Genomic DNA, 17,259 nt, shown 5'->3' with positions numbered 1-17,259 from the left:
CATTTATCAAAAGTTAGAAACAAGAGCCGGGGCCGCCTGAAAATGACAAGCCGCAGCTTCCTTGTTCAGCGTATAAATCAGACACTTCTTCACGATGGCTGCTCGGGATCACAAAGCGGTCATCATATTTGGCGATTGCCAGCAGCCGATACATGTCTTCAATTTGCTGTTCTGTTAAACCGACACCGGAGATCAGTGCCGGGTCGATGGATTTATTCGTCTGAACCGCCCTCATATACTGGCGCATGACGGACATTTTCTTTAACGTTGACCGAATATGATCCGTATCACCGGCCGTTAATAGCTGCGCCAAATAGTCAATCGGAATTCTCATTTGGTCGATAGCCGGAAAAATCGCTTCCGCCGTTTGCCGGCTCCCTTTTCCTTCAAAGAGATTCATAATCGGGCTGAGCGGCGGAATGTACCAAACCATCGGCAGCGTACGGTACTCAGGATGAAGCGGAAGCGCAATCTTCCAATCGATGATCATTTTATAGATCGGCGATTGCTGCGCGGCATCTATCCATTCAGCCGGGATGCCTTGTTCTTTTGCCAGTTTGGCAATCTCAGGATCATTCGGATCAAGAAAAACGTCCAGTTGAGAATGGTAGAGATCCTTTTCATTTTCAACGGAGGCCGCTTCCTCCACTTTGTCCGCGTCGTACAGCATGACGCCGAGATAGCGGATTCTGCCCACACACGTTTCGGAGCAGATGGTCGGCATCCCCGCCTCCAAGCGCGGAAAGCAGAGTGTGCATTTTTCCGCTTTGTTCGTCTGCCAGTTAAAATAGACTTTTTTATAAGGACAGGATGAGACGCAATATCTCCATGAACGGCACGCGTTTTGATCAACGAGTACGATGCCGTCTTCCTCACGTTTGTACATGGCGCCGGACGGGCAGGATGACACGCATGCCGGATTGATGCAGTGCTCACAAATACGGGGCAGATACATCATAAAGACCTCATCGAATTCTGTTTTGATCGATTCCTCCATTTTTTGAACGTTTGGATCTTCAAGCCCTGTAATATGGCCGCCCGCGAGATCATCCTCCCAGTTCGGGCCCCATTCGATATTCATAAAATCGCCCGTCAAGGACGATTTCGGCCGCGCCACCGGCTGGTGCTTTTTCTGCGGACTGTTTGTTAATGTTTCATAATCATAGTTCCAAGGTTCATAGTAATCATCAAGCGTCGGCTGGTTCGGGTTATAGAAAAGGCCTGCAAGCCGATTCGTTTTCGGGCCTGATTTCAGTTCAAGCTTTCCTTTTTTCAACGTCCAGCCGCCTTTATATTTGTCCTGGTCCTCCCATTGCTTCGGGTAGCCGATGCCGGGCTTTGTTTCTACATTATTAAAATACATATATTCCGCACCGGAACGATTTGTCCACGTGTTTTTGCAGGTGACACTGCACGTGTGGCAGCCGATGCATTTATCCAAGTTCATGACCATCCCGATCTGCGCTTTAATCTTCAAGCCAATCGACCTCCTTCAGCTTGCGGATGACGACATTCAGATCGCGCTGATTCCCCGTCGGACCGTAATAGTTAAAGCCGTAACTGAGCTGTGCGTAGCCCCCGATCATCTGGGTCGGCTTGACGTGAATCCTTGTCGGGCTGTTATGGGTGCCTCCGCGGTTATTCGTCAGTTTTGTGCCGGGCACGTTGATGTGGCGGTCCTGGGCATGGTGCATAAACGCCATTCCTTTAGGAATCCGGTGAGACAAAACCGCTCTCGCCACGACAACGCCGTTTCGGTTGAAGCATTCAATCCAATCGTTGTCTTTGATATCCGTGTCCTCTGCGTCATCTTTATTCATCCACACGGTTGGTCCGCCGCGGAACAGCGTCAGCATTGGCAGAGAATCAAAATACATGCTGTGGACAGACCATTTATTATGCGGCGTCAAATAATTGAGGACGATTTCTTTTCCCTCTTGATCAGGCCGCTTGCTTAGAAACGGGCGATGCTGGAGGATCGGTTTGAATGTCGCCATCGTTTCACCGAATTCCATCATCAGTTCATGATCGACATAATAGGATTGTCTGCCTGTCAGCGTCCGCCACGGAATTAATTTTTCAACATTCGTCGTAAACGGCGAATACCTGCGCCCTCCTTTTTCAGAGCCGGTAAACGCCGGAGACGTGATCACCGTTTTCGGCTGGGCTGTAATTTGCTCGAACGTAAAGCATTCTTCCTCGCGTTCTTCCGCCAGGTCTTTCAGCTTCAGGTTTGTGATGTTTTCAAGCGATTCCCATGCTTTTACGGCGACCTTTCCATTTGAGGTGGACGACAGGGTTAAAATCGCTTCCGCCGCCTGCTTTGCTTCACTTATATTCGGGCATCCTTTGGCAACGCCGTATGAATCGGTTTCTCCCAGTCTCTTTTTGAGTGATTCATATTCATCCGCAATCGACCAGCTCATCCCTTTTGTTCCGCTCGGTTTTAAAGCCGTATGAGGGCCGAGCGCGGTCATTTTATGAAAAATGTGTTTGTAATCCCGTTCAGCGACATGGATGTTCGGCATCGTTTTTCCCGGAATGGCTTCACATTCGCCCTTGCTCCAGTCATTGATTTTTCCGAACGGCTGGGCCAATTCCTGCATCGTGTCGTGGAGGAGCGGCGTCGCGACTACCTCTTTCACCGGCTCCATCTCGACTTCTTCCGCCAGATCGGAAACGGCTTTTGACAGCGCCTTAAAAATATCCCAGTCTGACCTCGATTCCCACGGCGCCGAGATCGCCGGAGCAAAAGGATGAATGAACGGGTGCATATCCGTGCTGCTGAGATCGTGTTTTTCATACCATGTTGCCGCCGGCAGCACGATATCGGAATACAGCGCCGTACCGGCCATTCGAAAGTCGAGATTGATTAACAAGTCGAGCTTGCCTTCCGGCGCCTGTTCCCGCCATTTGATTTCTTCAGGGCGGATGCTGTCGCTGTCGTCATTCATCAGACCGTTCGTCGTCCCCAGCAGATGCTTGAGAAAATATTCATGCCCTTTTCCTGAGCTTGAGATCAGATTTGCCCGCCAGACGAAGAGATTCCTTGGGAAATTCACTTCATTGTCCGGGTCTTCAATCGCGAATTTCAGCTTTTTGTCCTGAAGCTGTGAGGCTACATACGCACCAACGTCTTCAGGTGTCGCCGCCCCCGCTTTTTCAGCTTCTTTGTACAGGTCAATGCCGTTTTGATTGAATGTCGGATAGGACGGCAGCCACCCTAATCGCGCTGCCAGCACATTGTAATCGGCGTGATGCTTGTAGCGGGATGACGCGGCTATCGGTGAAGCCAAGTCACTGATCGGCTGGTCTTCATAACGCCACTGGTCTGTCGCAAAGTAAAAAAATGAGGTGCCGTTTTGCAGTTTAGGCACGCCTTCCCAGTCCTTTGCGGTTGCAATCGTCTGCCACCCTTCAGCAGGACGGAGCTTTTCCTGCCCCACGTAATGGGCCCAGCCTCCGCCGTTTACGCCTTGGGCGCCGACGAGTAAAACAAGATTTAACACCGCACGGTAAATCGTGTCGGAGTTGAACCAGTGGTTGATTCCCGCCCCTACGATAATCATCGATCTGCCGTCTGTATCGATCGCATTTTGAGCAAACTCCCTGGCAATCTGTATAACGGCTTCTATTTTAATTCCCGTGATCTGTTCCTGCCAGGCAGGTGTGAACGGACGGGGATCATCATAAGATGCGGCTGATTGTCCGCCGATGCCCCGGTTCACGCCGTAGTTTGCCAATATCAAGTCAAACACGGTCGTGACGTACGTCTCTTCACCATTCAGATCCAATTTTTTAATAGGAAGATCCCGCTCAAGCACTTTGTTTCCGTCATTTGAAAAATACGGAATGCGCACCGAGCCGATTTCGTCCTCTATTCCGAGCACGGAGAGACGGGGTTCAATCGGTTCCCCAGTGTCTTCATCGATCATATGCAGGTTCCATTTTTGCTGTCCGTCCCAGCGGGAGCCCATTGTTCCTTGCGGTATAGCAAATTCGTTTGTTTGTTCATTCCAGACCGCAGGCTTCCATTGATCATGCTTTGTCTGCCGCCCGATGTCCTTCGCATGCAGAAACCGTCCCGCTGTGTATACGCCATTTTCTTTTGACAGGGTGACGAGGAATGGAAAATCCGTGTATTGCTTTGCGTATTCAATGAAACGTTCCGTCTCTTGATTCACGTAAAATTCCTGCAAAATGACGTGACCCATCGCCATCGCCAGGGCTCCGTCAGTCCCTTGGCGGATACTGAGCCAGTCATCCGCGAACTTTGAGGACTCCGCAAAATCGGGACTGATTGAAATCACCTTGGCGCCTTTATAGCGGGCCTCCGCCAAAAAGTGCGCGTCAGGCGTTCTCGTTAACGGAACGTTGGAACCCCATGTGATGATATAGCCTGAATTGTACCAATCACTGCTTTCCGGAACGTCCGTCTGGTCGCCCCAAATTTGCGGGGACGCCGGCGGAAGATCCGCATACCAGTCATAAAAACTGAGCATTGGGCCGCCGATTAAAGACATGAATCGCGAACCTGATGCATGGCTGATCATGGACATGGCGGGAATCGGAGAAAAACCGACATTCCGGTCAGGCCCGTATTTCATCACTGTATACAGCAGAGAGGCTGAAATCAGCTTCAGCACTTCCGGCCATTCCGCGCGGACAAAGCCGCCTTTCCCTCTTGCCTGTTTATAAGACTTCGCTTTTTCAGGGTTTTCAACGATCGCTTTCCAGGCATCCAGCGGATTTTGATGCGCCTGCAACGCTTCCCGCCACAAATTGATCAGCACACCTCGCACATATGGATATTTCACACGGAGCGGGCTGTAGATGTACCATGAAAAACTGGCCCCCCGCGGACAGCCTCTCGGTTCGAAATCAGGCATATCCGGGCCTGTTGATGGATAATTCAAGTTTTGTCCTTCCCACGTGACAATTCCGTTTTTCACATAAATATTCCAGCTGCAAGAACCCGTGCAGTTGACGCCGTGGGTGGAGCGAACGACTTTGTCGTACTGCCATCTGTTTCTGTATACATTCTCCCAATCACGATCTTCGCTTGTCGTTTGGCTATGATGATTTGAATGATGTTCGATAGGAGAAAAATAGTTTAATCTCCTGAGCAACGGACTCATTTTCTTTTTCTTCATGATCGTTCACTCCTTCCGAGTCAGGTGATGCTATGTACACTATAAACAGAGACGGCGCATCACCTTGTGAACTATGTCACACACTCTGCTTTTTTCACAAAACGTTCACACAGAGCAGCAGGAAGGATTTTCAAACGATATAGGGACGCCCGCGTCATCAAAAAAACCGGTTCTGTTTAAGAACCGGGTTCGGCGTTTTCATCCCGTGATGTATGCAGATACCTCAAAAACAACTGATAGGAACAGAAGACATTTTGCTGAAGCATCGCCAAAAAGTTCATTTGCAGCCGCGGATGGTAAGACATCATTTGCTTAAATACGGAATATGGAATATGGAGTACCAGAATATCCGGTGAGGCATTGACTGAGATAAAAGGCGATAAAGAGAGCCCGCCTTTTTCATCAATCGGAAACACATCGCCTTTTTCCCACAGCGCAACGGTTTGCGACCCTTCAGGGAGCCTGCTGTCCGTAAAACGGATATTGCCTTTTAATACAATATAAACGGATTGTGAATGAAGAAAGGATGGAGATTGGTCAGATGAGCCGCGGATAAACGTCCCGTTTTTCAGCAAGGTTTCGACAATGGACAGAGGCACTTCATTAAACATAGGAAGTTGTTTCAGAAATAATAAATAGTCACACTGATTCATAGGAAAGCCTCCTGTGCTATTGATAGCTTTAGTGTAGCCCGATTGAGCCCGCGCGGCAGTGATGTATTTCACAGCTTGTATGATAAAGGTCACTTATCAGGAGAGTGTTTGCACTTATAATGAAATAAAAAGGAGGGTTTCGATGAAAGCGATGATTCCGAAGCAGCACGGCGCATGGGCGATGCTGCTGATTCCATTTTTACTCGGCATGGTTAAGGGAGGCCCGGTTTTCTGGCATATTCCGCTCTTTCTGGGCTGGCTGTTCCTTTACTTGACGGTTTATCCCGTTTCGCTCGCTTTGAAAAAGAAACAGCTTCAGCCCTATCAAAAGTGGATATGGTATTACGGTTTTCCGGCCTGCTGCTTTTTGATCATTTCTGTCTTTCATAAGCCGCAGCTCGTCTGGATCGGCGTTTTTTTATTGCCGCTGTTTCTCATACATACGCATTATGCCCGCCGAAAAAACGAACGGGCGCTTACGAATGATATTGCGGGTGTTCTGTTCTTTTGTTCGGGCGGACTTGCGAGCTGCTGGCTGGGAACGGGAATCCTTGACGGCTGGGCTTGGTTTCTATTCTTGCAATCCGCTTTATTTTTTGTCGGGAGTTCTTTTTATGTGAAATCGGTCATAAGGGAGAGAAAAAACAGAAGGTTTGCTTACTGGTCGTGGGGATATCACCTCTTGCTCCCCTTTTTATCGGCCCTTCTCGGGGCAGGCTGGGCGTTTCTCGCTTTTATCCCAAGCAGTCTGCGGGCCTGGTTTTTTCATGGAAGAGACTGGCCGGTGAAAACGATCGGCATTCTGGAAATCGTAAATGCCGGCTTCTTTTTCGCCGTCATGTGTATATGTATCACAAGCTGAAAAACAAGGACATCGGCTGCCCTTGTTTTTTCAGTCAATATTGCAGATCTCAAGCGGACAATTTTCACACTCGATCTCGCATCGTAAATAGTCCCGCTTGTGCAAAATAATTTTTCCGGTTTCGTCTATCGAAATAACCCCTTGTTTGCGGAGGTCTCCCAGCATGCGGTTGACGCTCTCCCTTGCCGCCGCGCAAAACTTAGCCAAATCCTGATTTGTCAGCACAATGTTAATCAGAATCCCGTCGCTTCGTTCCACCCCGTAGCTGTTTGATAAGCGGATAAGGGTGGAATAGAGCGCCCCTTTTTTGCCGTGAAGAAGCAGATCCCTGATCTTAGACTGGATTTTTCGCAGATGGGTGCTCATCCATTTCATAAATTCAAACGTCAAAACACCGTTTTGGATCAATTCCTTTTCCAGCCTGTTTTTATTAATGACGAGCACCTCCCCGTCCTCTAACACTTTCGCACTGAGCATATATCTCGGCTCATCTGTGAATAGCGTCAATTCTCCGACAATATCGTGTTTTTGGCAGATTCTAAGTGTCAGGTCTTTTCCGTCAGATGTCAGCTTGCCGATTTCAATGAGTCCTGATTGAATCAGATAAAGCTCTTCTGCATCCATTCCTTCTTGAAACAAATACGTGTGTTTTTTCATTTTCCTTTTCGTACTGATCGATTCCAGCAATTCATGCAGTTCGCGGGAAAGAAGTTCTTTATCAGATTTTCGGACAGAGAGAATATTCATGAGCTCACCTCGAAGAAAGTCACGTTGCGTATGTATATTGTAACGTGACTTGATTTGCACTCGCCCAGAAAAAATTAACAATCTTGTGAATGGATCATTATGAATCAAGGCTATGACTGTTTCTCTCCGTATGTGTTTTCATTCTTTCCTGCCAATACATCCAGATCACAAGGACAAAGCTGGCTAACGCAACCTCTGAAAGCGCCATAAACCCGATCGCGTATTGGCCTGTCGCCTGAAATACACTTGCCAGAATCAGCGGAGGGAAAAAACCGCCCAGTCCGCCCATGGCAGACACAATACCGTTGGCAATCCCCGCTTGCTTCGAAAAATAGAAAGGCACCAGTTTAAATACCGTCCCGTTTCCAATCCCTGAGCAGACTGCCACCGTCAGCGATCCGAACGCATAAAGGCCGATCGCCGGGGAGAATGACAGCATGACGCCTGACAGCGTAAGCCCTGCGAAAACAAACATCAGAATGCGGAGCGGGCTCAGTTTATCTGCAAGAAACCCTCCCACAGGCCTGAGCAGCGTAGAGACCGCTATAAAGCCGGCCGTCCGCAGACCGGCATCCGCAGGGCTCAGCCCAAAATGCTCAACCAAAAAATTCGGAAGATAGATGGTAAAGGCGACAAAGGCGCCGAACGTAATAAAATAAAACAGGCTCAACATCCACAGCACATGATTTCGGTAAACGGCTTTCATTTGTGTCTTTATGGAAACTTTGACTTTCTTCTCATGCCGGTCGCCGAACAAAACGTGCAGTAATGCGAAAACAGCCAGCAAAACAAGATACATCTGCACGGTTGCTTTCCATCCCGCGGCTTGAGCGATAACCGGCGCCGCAAAGGTAGTAACGGCGGTCCCGATGTTTCCGGCACCGTAAATCCCATTGACGACACCGTGCTTTTCTTTCGGATAATATTTCGGTAGGGACGTCACTCCGATGGAGAATACCGCTCCGCCGATCCCTAAGAAAAAGCCGCCCGTGATTAAATCAAATAAAGAATCCGCGATACTGATCCAAAATACGGGAAACAAAAGCAGGATGAAGCTGATCATAAACATCAGCCGCGCGCCATACCTGTTCGTTAAATATCCTAAAGGAATACGGAGAAGCGATCCGAGAATAACGGGAATCGCCGTCACCAATGAAATCTCGCCTTTGCTTAAATGAATATCTGATGTCATTTGAGAAATGAGCGATGAAATCAGCACCCACACCATAAACCCTGCCACTAAGCTTAAAGACTGCAGCGATAATTGAATATGTTGACGATTGATCATTCGGCTTGCCCCTTTCACTGATTCAATATCAGTCTTATCATACAAAAACTCAGTGTGCGGGATTGTGAATTACATCACACGCTTTATATGCAAAAAAAAAGAACAAAGCCCGAAGACTTTGTCCTTTGATCATCATTACATTTTTTCCGGAGCGGATACGCCGATCAGCTGAAGCGCATTGTTCAGCGTAATTTGCGTCGCCTTCATTAAAGCGAGACGCGCGCGGCTCTTCTCTTTATTTTCCGGATCGATGACTTTCTCCGCATTGTAGAAGCTGTGCAGAGCGGAAGCCAGATCATAAATATAGTTTGTGACACGGTGAGGAATGCGTTTTTCCGCCGCTTCTGCCACTGCCTCAGGGAAGCCGCCGATTGTTTTCAGCAGGTCATATTCTTTTTCTGATTGAATATGGCTGAAATCAAGATCTGCCGCCGGTTTAAGTCCCTGCTCCTCCCCTTGGCGAAGCATGCTGCAAATACGTGCGTGTGCGTATTGCGCATAATACACAGGGTTTTCGTTAGATGTGGATACGGCAAGATCCAAGTCAAAATCCATGTGCGTATCAGCGCTGCGCATCGCGAAGAAATAACGGACCGCGTCAAGGCCGACCTCTTCAATCAGGTCGCGCATCGTTACGGCTTTCCCCGTACGTTTGCTCATCTTCATTTTTTCGCCGTTTTTGTATAAATGAACGAGCTGAATGATCTCAACTTCCAATGTGCCTTTCTTGTAACCGAGCGCTTCAATCGCCGCTTTCATACGCGGAATATACCCGTGGTGATCCGCGCCCCATACATTGATGAGCTTGTCGAATCCGCGGTCAAGTTTGTCTTTATGGTATGCGATATCCGGCAGCAGATAAGTGTATGAGCCGTCTTTTTTGATCAGCACACGGTCTTTATCGTCGCCGAACGTTGTGGAGCGGAACCATGTCGCGCCGTCCTCTTCGTATACATGGCCCTTTTCGCGAAGCGCCTCGAGCGCCTGATCAATTTTTCCGTTTTCGTACAGTGACGTTTCAGAATACCATACGTCAAACGGCACGCGGAAATTTTCCAGGTCGGAGCGAAGTTTATCAAGCTCGTACTTTAAGCCGTATTCACGGAAAAACGCCTGACGTTCGCTCTCCTCTTCATGTACGAAACGGTCACCGAAATCTTCGGCAAGTTTTTTCCCGATGGCGATAATATCCTCGCCGCGGTAACCGTCTTCCGGCATCGGTTTCTCGAGGCCGAGCGCTTCAAAATAACGGACTTCAACGGAAAGCGCCAGGTTGTTAATCTGGTTGCCCGCATCATTAATATAGTATTCACGGCTCACATCATAGCCCGCTTTAGAAAGCACGCTGCACAGCGCGTCACCTACCGCTGCGCCGCGCGCATGGCCTAAGTGAAGATCTCCCGTCGGGTTGGCCGATACGAATTCGACCTGAATCTTTTCGCCTTGTCCGATGTTTGTCTCTCCATAATGTTCACCCGCTTCAAGCACGGACGGAATCAGTTTTGTTAAGTAGCTGTTGTTCATGTAAAAGTTGATAAAGCCGGGTCCCGCAATATCCATCTTTTCAATGGAAGCTTTGCCTTTATCAAATGACGCCACGATCTCCTCAGCGATTTGGCGCGGCGCTTTTTTTGCGATTCTCGCCAGCTGCATCGCCATGTTTGTGGAATAATCACCGTGTGTTTTGTCTTTCGGCGTTTCTAACAGTACGCTTGGAATCTGGCTTTCGTCCGCCAGGCCCGCTTTCAGAACGGCCGCTTTGATCTCTTCCTTCAGCACGTCCTTCATTTGTTCCGCAATATTCATGCCTTTGTTTCCTCCTTATATTGGATCGTCATGTTATGTACATGTTCTTGGTTTTCGCCTACAGTCATGTTATATGTCAGTTTGACGGAGCCTTCCGAACCGCCGACATCAGATTGAATGTTTTTCGTTTCCGTACGGAGCTCCATTTGTCCGAACGGCAGTTTATATTGAGTGAGTGTCGATGCCCCCGGAATGAACCGCTGTTTCATTTGGATGGCGCCCGATCTCATTACGAGAATCTCTTTTTCTGTGATCTTGACGACCGTTTTAATCTTGCCCAAATCATGCTCTTCGTGATAGGAAAGATACGTTTTGCCGTTTCTCACGTAATAGAATCCACTCGATGTAAATTCAACCGACTCTTCTTCAGAGCCGTTATGAATGAATGATTGCACATGAATGGCTACTGGTGTCTCCTGTCTCATGCTGACACTTCCTTTTCATCATCCCGCTTAACCTGAATAGTATAAGTTTTCAAGGGAAAAAGTTCAACCGCTTCCTCCTATCTTACCATCTTTGCTGATTGGTTTTGAAGATAAACATGATTTTTAAGGAAAATGAAAAAACCGGAAATCCTAGGCTGCGGGATAAATGCGGTTCCTTCGGCGGACGGCTTTGTCAAAGGGGAAAAGTTTGCGGTATTTTTGCGCTATCCTTCCGAATGAAAATGATAAAATATGTCATATACATAACGTGGAAGGGAGGGATTCGGAATAGTGGCGAGTGTTTTATCGTCTTCAGCGATTGGAGAAAAAATCAACGAATGGTATATGTACATTCGAAGATTCAGCATCCCGGACGCCGAGTACTTGCGGAGAGAAATCAAAGAAGAACTTGCAGGCCTGGAAGATGACCAGGATCTTCACCTGTACTATTCTCTCATGGAATTCCGCCACAATCTGATGCTCGAATACCTCGAACCGCTGGAATCGCAGCGGATAGAAGAACAGCCGAGACTATCGGATCTGCTCGCGGATATTGATAAAAAGCAGGCCCGGCTGACCGGACGGCTTGATTATTATTTTAATTTTTTCCGGGGGATGTATGAGCTGGAATGCCGTGAATATCTTTCAGCGATTCAGTTTTTTAAGAAAGCTGAATATAAGCTGGATTTTGTCAAAGATTGTATCGAGAAAGCTGAATTTTATTTTAAGATGTCAGAGTCCTACTATTATATGAAGCAGACTTATTTTTCTATGGATTATGCCCGGCAGGCTTATAAAATTTATCATAAGCAGGAGGCATATAATATAAGGGTGCTTCAGTGCCATTCATTGTTCGCTACCAACTTTCTTGACTTAAAGCAATATGATGAAGCAATTCAGCATTTTAAAAAAGCTTATGCCATGGCAGAGGCAGAACAGCAGCCTCAATTAATGGGCCGGACTCTATATAATATCGGACTTTGTTTTAACAGCCAAGGAAATTACAAACCAGCCATTGATTACATAAAACGGGCAATAGCTGTTTTTGAAGATGGGAACATTATCACTTCTCTCCCGCAAGCCTATTTCTTAATCACACAAATACATTATAAAATCGGAAATATGGCCATAGCCAGACAATATCATGACAAAGGGGTATCTTATGCAGAGGAGGCAGAAGATTCCCTATATATAGTCGAATATGAATTTTTAGAATCTTTGTATGTCGGTGAGCCTGATGAAGAAGCAATCATGGAATGTTTTGACTTTCTCAGAGATAAAATGATGTATGCTGATCTTGAAGATTTTGCCTTAGATGTGGCAAAATATTATCATGAAAGAGAGAATTTCGAGAAGGCTGCTGCATATTTTTTAAAGGTGGAAGAAACAAGACAGCAGATTCAAGGAGGTGTGAAGTTGTATGAAATTGAAGTATAAATTAGCACTTACTTGCTTGGCAGTAAGCACTGTTTTTGTTTCAGCCGACATCGCAAGTGCACCGGAACATCAATTTGAAATTGCTCAGCGCGGAATGATTTAAATGATAATTACTTTTAGGCTTGCAGGTTAAACTGCAAGCCGTTTTTTATATAAACAACTAATTTACAAAAACAAAAAACATACCTTAGAACTCAAATGTGTAAAAAGTATTTGACACTTATACATATATTATTTAAAATAAATATATATAAATTTGAAAATTTAAAATAAAAAACAAAATAAGTTAAGGAGGGTTTTAGTGGATAACAATATAAAAAATCTTAGAACAGCAGCTGATATTTCACAAAATGATCTGGCTAAGCTCTGCAATGTGACCAGGCAAACCATCAATGCAATTGAAAATAATAAATATGACCCGACTTTAAGTCTGGCTTTTTCGATAGCTCACGCTTTAAATACGGGAATAGATAAAGTATTCAACTATAACGCCAAAAAAAATTAAGGGAGCGGTTCTTATGAAGAAAATGGATGAGATGCAAAAACACCAATCGGGTACAGCCGCCAGAATAGCATTTAGTTTTTATACTGTCGCTTTACTGATATGGTCATTAATAGATTATTTTAAAAACGGAAATACAGGATGGCAATTTCCGATTCTTTTAATAGGCTGCGCGCTCTATTTATGGATTCAAGTTTATCAAAATCGAAAAACAAGGTAACGATTCCAATACACTTCCGGAGGATTATACAGCAATGTACGAATACAAGTTCATAAAAGCAGAAGTAAACCGATGGAAAGGAAAACCTAAAGAAGACTATAAATAAATTATTGAAAAGTATTCGCAACAAGGGTGAAAGCTGGTTCAAATATTTGCTCCTGCTATTTCAGGCTATGGGGCAGCCGATTATTTTGATATTATTTTTGAAAAAAAAAGTATAATGTTTCAGTACCAAAGAAAGCCGGATCATATATATGGTCCGGCTTTCTTTGTACGAAATAAGCCAGCAGATACTTTTACGGATTTCACCTCTTAACTATTATTTTTTCGGAAATCCGCAATTCAAATAGATTCCAATATATTTTATTATTTAACTTGCTGGGGATATTGAAAAAATTGGAGGAAAAAATGAATCTACTTTTAAAAACACAAAATAGTAAAGCGATTTTTACATTAGTAGCATCAGGAATCATTGTTCTCGCTCTTTTCAGTATGAAACATAATCATTTAAGCATGGATGTTATCGATATTTTAAACAGAGCTGGAATTATCGCTCCTAGTTGGATTGTCAGTGCTATCACCGCAACGGGTTCAGTTCTGGCTATCATTACTGTTTTAGGATCTCTTGGTGCGGGCTTACCATTGGCCGTTTTAGAACAATTGGCTGCAGCAAGTACAGCAGCAGCATAATATAAAACATTAAATTCAATATCCCTGGCAGTCCCTTTAACGAATGGATGAAAATACATTGTTTAAAAAGAATGTTTTAGTCAAATTGTACATACTCTGTCTGATCTTATTTTTAATTGCTTTATTTACAGCATATTTTTATACAGATTCCGCTTCAAATGTAAATAATCTAAATCGAAATATCCGTCCGGATTTTTTTCAGATTTTCTTTAATAATATTAAAGTAGCGAGTCTGCTTGTTTTTTTAGGCCCGTTGACGCTGTCGCTTGGCACGGTTGCTGTTTTAATTATTAATGGATTAATTTTAGGAAATGCGATAGGAAACATTAAAGACAATTTAAACCTTTTACTGCTTGTTATACCCCATGGAATAATTGAAGTGCCGGTATTGCTTCTTGCAGCCTCTGTAGGAATGAAATTAACTTTAGATTTATTACTCCTCAAAATAAATTTGAAATTCACTTTTAAATATATTGGTATTATATTTCTCGGTTTAATGATAGCAGCTATGTTAGAAACATTTATTACACCTATCTTTATAAAAGGAGCCTCTTAGGATTATGCAAATTGAATTATCTTCATTTAAGGAACGAAACATTAATTTTTTGCCCTCGTTTTTGTTTTATATTATCGGGTTAGCTTTTTATTTAAGTTCCCTTTTACCTTTTATGAAAAGTTTAATTCCCAAAAACATCCCTATACAAGTTGTTGAGCAAGTAAAACATTTAGATTACATCATTGCAATAGCCGCACTGTTTCTTTTAATGTTCGGGGTCATTTTTGAAGGATTCGTATTATTTCTCATTATAAATTTTCTTGGCGCTCAAATTAAGATCAAAACTTTTTATTCCCTATTTATGTTTTCTAACATCCCGGTCGCAATTAAGTTTTTTCTTATATCATTCAAAAATATTTTCGCAGAACATCCAAACACTAGTTTATTTTTCACAAGTAATCATTTGATTTTTTCTATCTTTGATTTGTTCAATATTGCATATTTATTTCTTTTGTTTATTCTTCTGAAATGGAGAACAAATTTGAACTACCTGACAATCTCAGTTTTTATTTTTACGGCATTCCTGTATAGAATGTTTTTTTAGCATATATAAATAAACCCCCTCAATAGGGGTTTTTCTTTCATTTCGTTCACTGTATACAATTCCTTTTATATGCTTCCGAAACAATACCGACTCTAGTACTCACATTCCACTTTTTACAAAGACCGGCTATGATATATTCGACATTACGCTGCGAGTAGTTTAATGACTTAGCGATCTCTTTATTAGGCTTTTCAGCAATTATCAGTTTAATTACTGAAATTTCAATCTTTTTTAATTCCAATTCATTTTCTATTGCTGTTTTCATTCTAACTTCCTTTCTAAAGATGTATTTACTAAATAATACCCTATTATATAATTTTTATCAATAACATCAATTATTAATAGTAAAATAATATAGCTTTTACTAACTTCTAAGTAGTTTATATACAATATAAAAATCCCCCGCCATGTTTCAAGCGGGGGAAATTCTTTCTATTTCACAAACCCAAGCAGCATTTCACGGATCATCTTGCTTGCCGTGTTTGCGGTTTGTTCTGAGTGGTCATAGACCGGTGCCACTTCTACGAGGTCGGCGCCTTTTACGCTGACTTCTGAGCGCGCGATTTCATGGATGGACGCGAGCAATTCTTTAGACGTGATGCCTCCCGCGTCAACCGTGCCCGTTCCCGGCGCATGAGCGGGGTCAAGAACGTCGATATCGATCGTGACATAAACAGGGCGTCCCGCAAGCTGCGGCAGCACTTTTTTCAGCGGCTCAAGCACTTCAAACTTAGAAATGTGCATGCCGTTTTCTTTCGCCCATTCAAATTCTTCCTTCATTCCGGAGCGGATGCCGAATGAAAATACGTTTTGCGGCCCGATGAGCTCGGCCGCTTTGCGGATCGGAGTAGAGTGGGAAAGCGGTTCGCCTTCATAATCCGTGCGCAGGTCGGTGTGCGCGTCAAAATGAATGATGGCAAGGTCCGGAAACTTCTTATACATGGCTTTTATGACAGGCCATGATACAAGGTGCTCCCCTCCCATGCCGAGCGGGAACTTGCCTTTTTCTAAGATGCCGTCCACGTATTCTTCAATCATATCAAGGCTTCTTTGCGGATTGCCGAACGGAAGCGGAATGTCGCCGGCGTCAAAGAAATTCAAATCAGCCAAGTCACGGTCGAGGTACGGGCTGTATTCTTCAAGACCGATAGACACCTCGCGGATTCTCCCCGGGCCGAACCGTGAACCCGGACGGTAGCTGACCGTCCAATCCATCGGCATGCCGTAAAGGATGGCGTCCGCCTCTTTCCAGTCGGGGCGGCTCGCGATAAATACTTTTCCTGAATAAGCTTCATCAAATCTCATCAATAATACCCTCGCTTTCCTGTAAAAAAGCGCAAGATTCGCTCCTGCGCCGTACGTTTTTATTTGATTAAGTCGCTCACAAATTTCGGAAGAACAAATGCCGCTTTGTGAAGCTCTTTCGTGTAATATTTCGTGTCGATGTCAAAGAAACGGCTGTCCTCCACTTCAAGGGGATCGTACTTTTTAGAACCGATCGTAAATGTCCACAGGCCGCTCGGGTACGTCGGGATATTAGCCGTATACAGACGGGTGATCGGGAAGATTTCTTTCACGTCACGCTGTACGTTTGTAATCAGTTCCGGTGTAAACCACGGGTTGTCCGTCTGCGCGACGAAGATGCCGTCTTCTTTTAACGCCTTGGAAATTCCGGCATAGAAGCCTTTTGAGAACAAATTGACGGCCGGTCCGACCGGTTCTGTTGAATCAACCATGATGACGTCATACTCATTTTCTGATTTCGCGATGTGCATGAAACCGTCATCGACTCTCACGTCGACGCGCGGATCATCAAGCTTGCCCGCAATGGACGGAAGGAATTTTTTAGAGTATTCAATAACCTTGCCGTCAATGTCGACAAGCGTCGCTTTTTTTACGCTTGGGTGCTTCAGAATCTCTCTGATGACACCGCCGTCTCCGCCGCCGACAACGAGAACGTTTTCCGGATTCGGGTGCGTAAATAACGGGACGTGCGCAACCATTTCATGATAGACGAATTCGTCTTTTTCAGAAGTCATGACCATTCCGTCTAAGAACAGCATGTTGCCGAATTCTTCTGTCTCCACCATTTCCAGATGCTGAAATTCCGTCTGTTCCGTATGTAATGTTTGTTTCACCTTTAATGTAATGCCGAAATTCTTCGTCTGCTTCTCCGTATACCAAAGCTCGCTCAATTGTCATCTCCCTTTCAAGGCTTATTTCATTTATTGTAAGCGTCTGTATCGCTTTTATTCCGGTTAAAATCTCATTTTCACCTAAGGAAAAAGTATAGAGGATGGAGGGGAAAAAGTAAAGAAGTGTCCGGTTTGATATGTTTAAAAAACCCCCTTTTTTCACATAATAATAGAATCATGA

The 17,259-nt window shown here is 44.8% G+C and carries 17 protein-coding genes; 7 read left to right on the top strand and 10 right to left on the bottom strand.

Annotated elements, in window-relative coordinates; genetic code table 11:
* Positions 1-13: 13 nt before the first annotated feature.
* The 3 genes from narH to ACWJJ4_RS01930 all read right to left on the bottom strand — a co-directional run bounded on the left by narH (position 14) and on the right by ACWJJ4_RS01930 (position 5,806).
* Positions 14-1,477: a nitrate reductase subunit beta gene (gene narH, locus ACWJJ4_RS01940; protein WP_454021388.1), complete on the bottom strand. Its 1,464-nt coding sequence runs from the start codon at positions 1,475-1,477 to the stop codon at positions 14-16.
* A complete protein-coding gene (locus tag ACWJJ4_RS01935; protein WP_454021387.1) occupies positions 1,467-5,153 on the bottom strand; it encodes a nitrate reductase subunit alpha in 3,687 nt (1,228 codons plus the stop codon). The genes narH and ACWJJ4_RS01935 overlap by 11 nt, the downstream gene beginning before the upstream one ends.
* Positions 5,154-5,329: 176 nt before the next feature.
* Positions 5,330-5,806 carry a cyclic nucleotide-binding domain-containing protein gene (locus tag ACWJJ4_RS01930; protein ID WP_007407629.1) on the bottom strand — a complete coding sequence of 159 codons (477 nt, stop codon included), beginning with the start codon at positions 5,804-5,806 and terminating at the stop codon, positions 5,330-5,332.
* Between the two features lie 142 nt (positions 5,807-5,948).
* Between ACWJJ4_RS01930 and ACWJJ4_RS01925 the strand changes: the two genes are divergently transcribed.
* Positions 5,949-6,668, top strand: a complete 720-nt coding sequence (locus ACWJJ4_RS01925; protein WP_017418714.1) for a YwiC-like family protein — start codon at positions 5,949-5,951, stop codon at positions 6,666-6,668.
* Between the two features lie 30 nt (positions 6,669-6,698).
* On the opposite strand, the gene ACWJJ4_RS01920 is transcribed toward ACWJJ4_RS01925, so the two are convergent.
* The 4 genes from ACWJJ4_RS01920 to ACWJJ4_RS01905 all read right to left on the bottom strand — a co-directional run bounded on the left by ACWJJ4_RS01920 (position 6,699) and on the right by ACWJJ4_RS01905 (position 10,934).
* Complete coding sequence (locus ACWJJ4_RS01920) at positions 6,699-7,415, bottom strand: Crp/Fnr family transcriptional regulator (protein WP_014306017.1); 717 nt, start codon at positions 7,413-7,415, stop codon at positions 6,699-6,701.
* 97 nt (positions 7,416-7,512) lie between these two features.
* Entirely contained in the window at positions 7,513-8,703 is a 1,191-nt protein-coding gene (narK, locus tag ACWJJ4_RS01915; protein ID WP_003151073.1) for a nitrate transporter NarK, read from the bottom strand.
* A 135-nt stretch (positions 8,704-8,838) separates the two neighbouring features.
* Complete coding sequence (argS, locus tag ACWJJ4_RS01910) at positions 8,839-10,509, bottom strand: arginine--tRNA ligase (protein ID WP_043020956.1); 1,671 nt, start codon at positions 10,507-10,509, stop codon at positions 8,839-8,841.
* Positions 10,506-10,934, bottom strand: coding sequence for a DUF1934 domain-containing protein (locus ACWJJ4_RS01905; protein WP_003151069.1), 429 nt, complete (start codon positions 10,932-10,934; stop codon positions 10,506-10,508). The genes argS and ACWJJ4_RS01905 overlap by 4 nt, the downstream gene beginning before the upstream one ends.
* Positions 10,935-11,225: 291 nt before the next feature.
* Between ACWJJ4_RS01905 and ACWJJ4_RS01900 the strand changes: the two genes are divergently transcribed.
* From ACWJJ4_RS01900 to ACWJJ4_RS01875, 6 genes are all read left to right on the top strand, one after another.
* Positions 11,226-12,371, top strand: coding sequence for a response regulator aspartate phosphatase (locus ACWJJ4_RS01900; protein WP_077722992.1), 1,146 nt, complete (start codon positions 11,226-11,228; stop codon positions 12,369-12,371).
* Positions 12,355-12,474 carry a PhrC/PhrF family phosphatase-inhibitory pheromone gene (locus ACWJJ4_RS01895; RefSeq protein WP_069473622.1) on the top strand — a complete coding sequence of 40 codons (120 nt, stop codon included), beginning with the start codon at positions 12,355-12,357 and terminating at the stop codon, positions 12,472-12,474. Before ACWJJ4_RS01900 ends, ACWJJ4_RS01895 begins: the two co-directional genes overlap by 17 nt.
* A gap of 198 nt (positions 12,475-12,672) precedes the next feature.
* Positions 12,673-12,876, top strand: coding sequence for a helix-turn-helix transcriptional regulator (locus tag ACWJJ4_RS01890; protein WP_454021386.1), 204 nt, complete (start codon positions 12,673-12,675; stop codon positions 12,874-12,876).
* Between the two features lie 13 nt (positions 12,877-12,889).
* Positions 12,890-13,093, top strand: a complete 204-nt coding sequence (locus ACWJJ4_RS01885; protein WP_069473623.1) for a hypothetical protein — start codon at positions 12,890-12,892, stop codon at positions 13,091-13,093.
* A gap of 408 nt (positions 13,094-13,501) precedes the next feature.
* On the top strand, positions 13,502-13,783 hold the full coding sequence (locus ACWJJ4_RS01880) for a hypothetical protein (protein WP_014306021.1): 282 nt from the start codon (positions 13,502-13,504) through the stop codon (positions 13,781-13,783).
* Between the two features lie 43 nt (positions 13,784-13,826).
* Positions 13,827-14,339 (top strand): stage II sporulation protein M, encoded by a 513-nt coding sequence (locus tag ACWJJ4_RS01875; protein ID WP_032859656.1) that lies wholly within the window; start codon positions 13,827-13,829, stop codon positions 14,337-14,339.
* A gap of 590 nt (positions 14,340-14,929) precedes the next feature.
* On the opposite strand, the gene ACWJJ4_RS01870 is transcribed toward ACWJJ4_RS01875, so the two are convergent.
* The 3 genes from ACWJJ4_RS01870 to speE all read right to left on the bottom strand — a co-directional run bounded on the left by ACWJJ4_RS01870 (position 14,930) and on the right by speE (position 17,078).
* Positions 14,930-15,148: a helix-turn-helix transcriptional regulator gene (locus ACWJJ4_RS01870; protein WP_071182043.1), complete on the bottom strand. Its 219-nt coding sequence runs from the start codon at positions 15,146-15,148 to the stop codon at positions 14,930-14,932.
* 167 nt (positions 15,149-15,315) lie between these two features.
* On the bottom strand, positions 15,316-16,188 hold the full coding sequence (speB, locus tag ACWJJ4_RS01865) for an agmatinase (protein ID WP_003151054.1): 873 nt from the start codon (positions 16,186-16,188) through the stop codon (positions 15,316-15,318).
* 59 nt (positions 16,189-16,247) lie between these two features.
* The gene (gene speE, locus ACWJJ4_RS01860) at positions 16,248-17,078 is read right to left on the bottom strand and encodes a spermidine synthase (protein ID WP_003151052.1); all 831 of its coding nucleotides are present in this window, start codon (positions 17,076-17,078) and stop codon (positions 16,248-16,250) included.
* Positions 17,079-17,259 lie beyond the last annotated feature (181 nt).

This window comes from Bacillus sp. JK62 (assembly GCF_053663455.1).
The sequence above is the reverse complement of the archived record's forward strand: the minus strand, read 5'-3'. Positions and strand labels throughout refer to the sequence as shown.

Coding starts and splice junctions, on each gene's coding strand:
- ACWJJ4_RS01875 (WP_032859656.1), top strand. CDS start 13,827: ATGGATGAAAATACATTGTTTAAAAAGAATGTTTTAGTCAAATTGTAC.
- ACWJJ4_RS01895 (WP_069473622.1), top strand. CDS start 12,355: ATGAAATTGAAGTATAAATTAGCACTTACTTGCTTGGCAGTAAGCACT.
- ACWJJ4_RS01880 (WP_014306021.1), top strand. CDS start 13,502: ATGAATCTACTTTTAAAAACACAAAATAGTAAAGCGATTTTTACATTA.
- ACWJJ4_RS01930 (WP_007407629.1), bottom strand. CDS start 5,806: ATGAATCAGTGTGACTATTTATTATTTCTGAAACAACTTCCTATGTTT.
- ACWJJ4_RS01925 (WP_017418714.1), top strand. CDS start 5,949: ATGAAAGCGATGATTCCGAAGCAGCACGGCGCATGGGCGATGCTGCTG.
- ACWJJ4_RS01935 (WP_454021387.1), bottom strand. CDS start 5,153: ATGAAGAAAAAGAAAATGAGTCCGTTGCTCAGGAGATTAAACTATTTT.
- ACWJJ4_RS01920 (WP_014306017.1), bottom strand. CDS start 7,415: ATGAATATTCTCTCTGTCCGAAAATCTGATAAAGAACTTCTTTCCCGC.
- ACWJJ4_RS01870 (WP_071182043.1), bottom strand. CDS start 15,148: ATGAAAACAGCAATAGAAAATGAATTGGAATTAAAAAAGATTGAAATT.
- ACWJJ4_RS01905 (WP_003151069.1), bottom strand. CDS start 10,934: ATGAGACAGGAGACACCAGTAGCCATTCATGTGCAATCATTCATTCAT.
- argS (WP_043020956.1), bottom strand. CDS start 10,509: ATGAATATTGCGGAACAAATGAAGGACGTGCTGAAGGAAGAGATCAAA.
- narK (WP_003151073.1), bottom strand. CDS start 8,703: ATGATCAATCGTCAACATATTCAATTATCGCTGCAGTCTTTAAGCTTA.
- ACWJJ4_RS01885 (WP_069473623.1), top strand. CDS start 12,890: ATGAAGAAAATGGATGAGATGCAAAAACACCAATCGGGTACAGCCGCC.
- speB (WP_003151054.1), bottom strand. CDS start 16,188: ATGAGATTTGATGAAGCTTATTCAGGAAAAGTATTTATCGCGAGCCGC.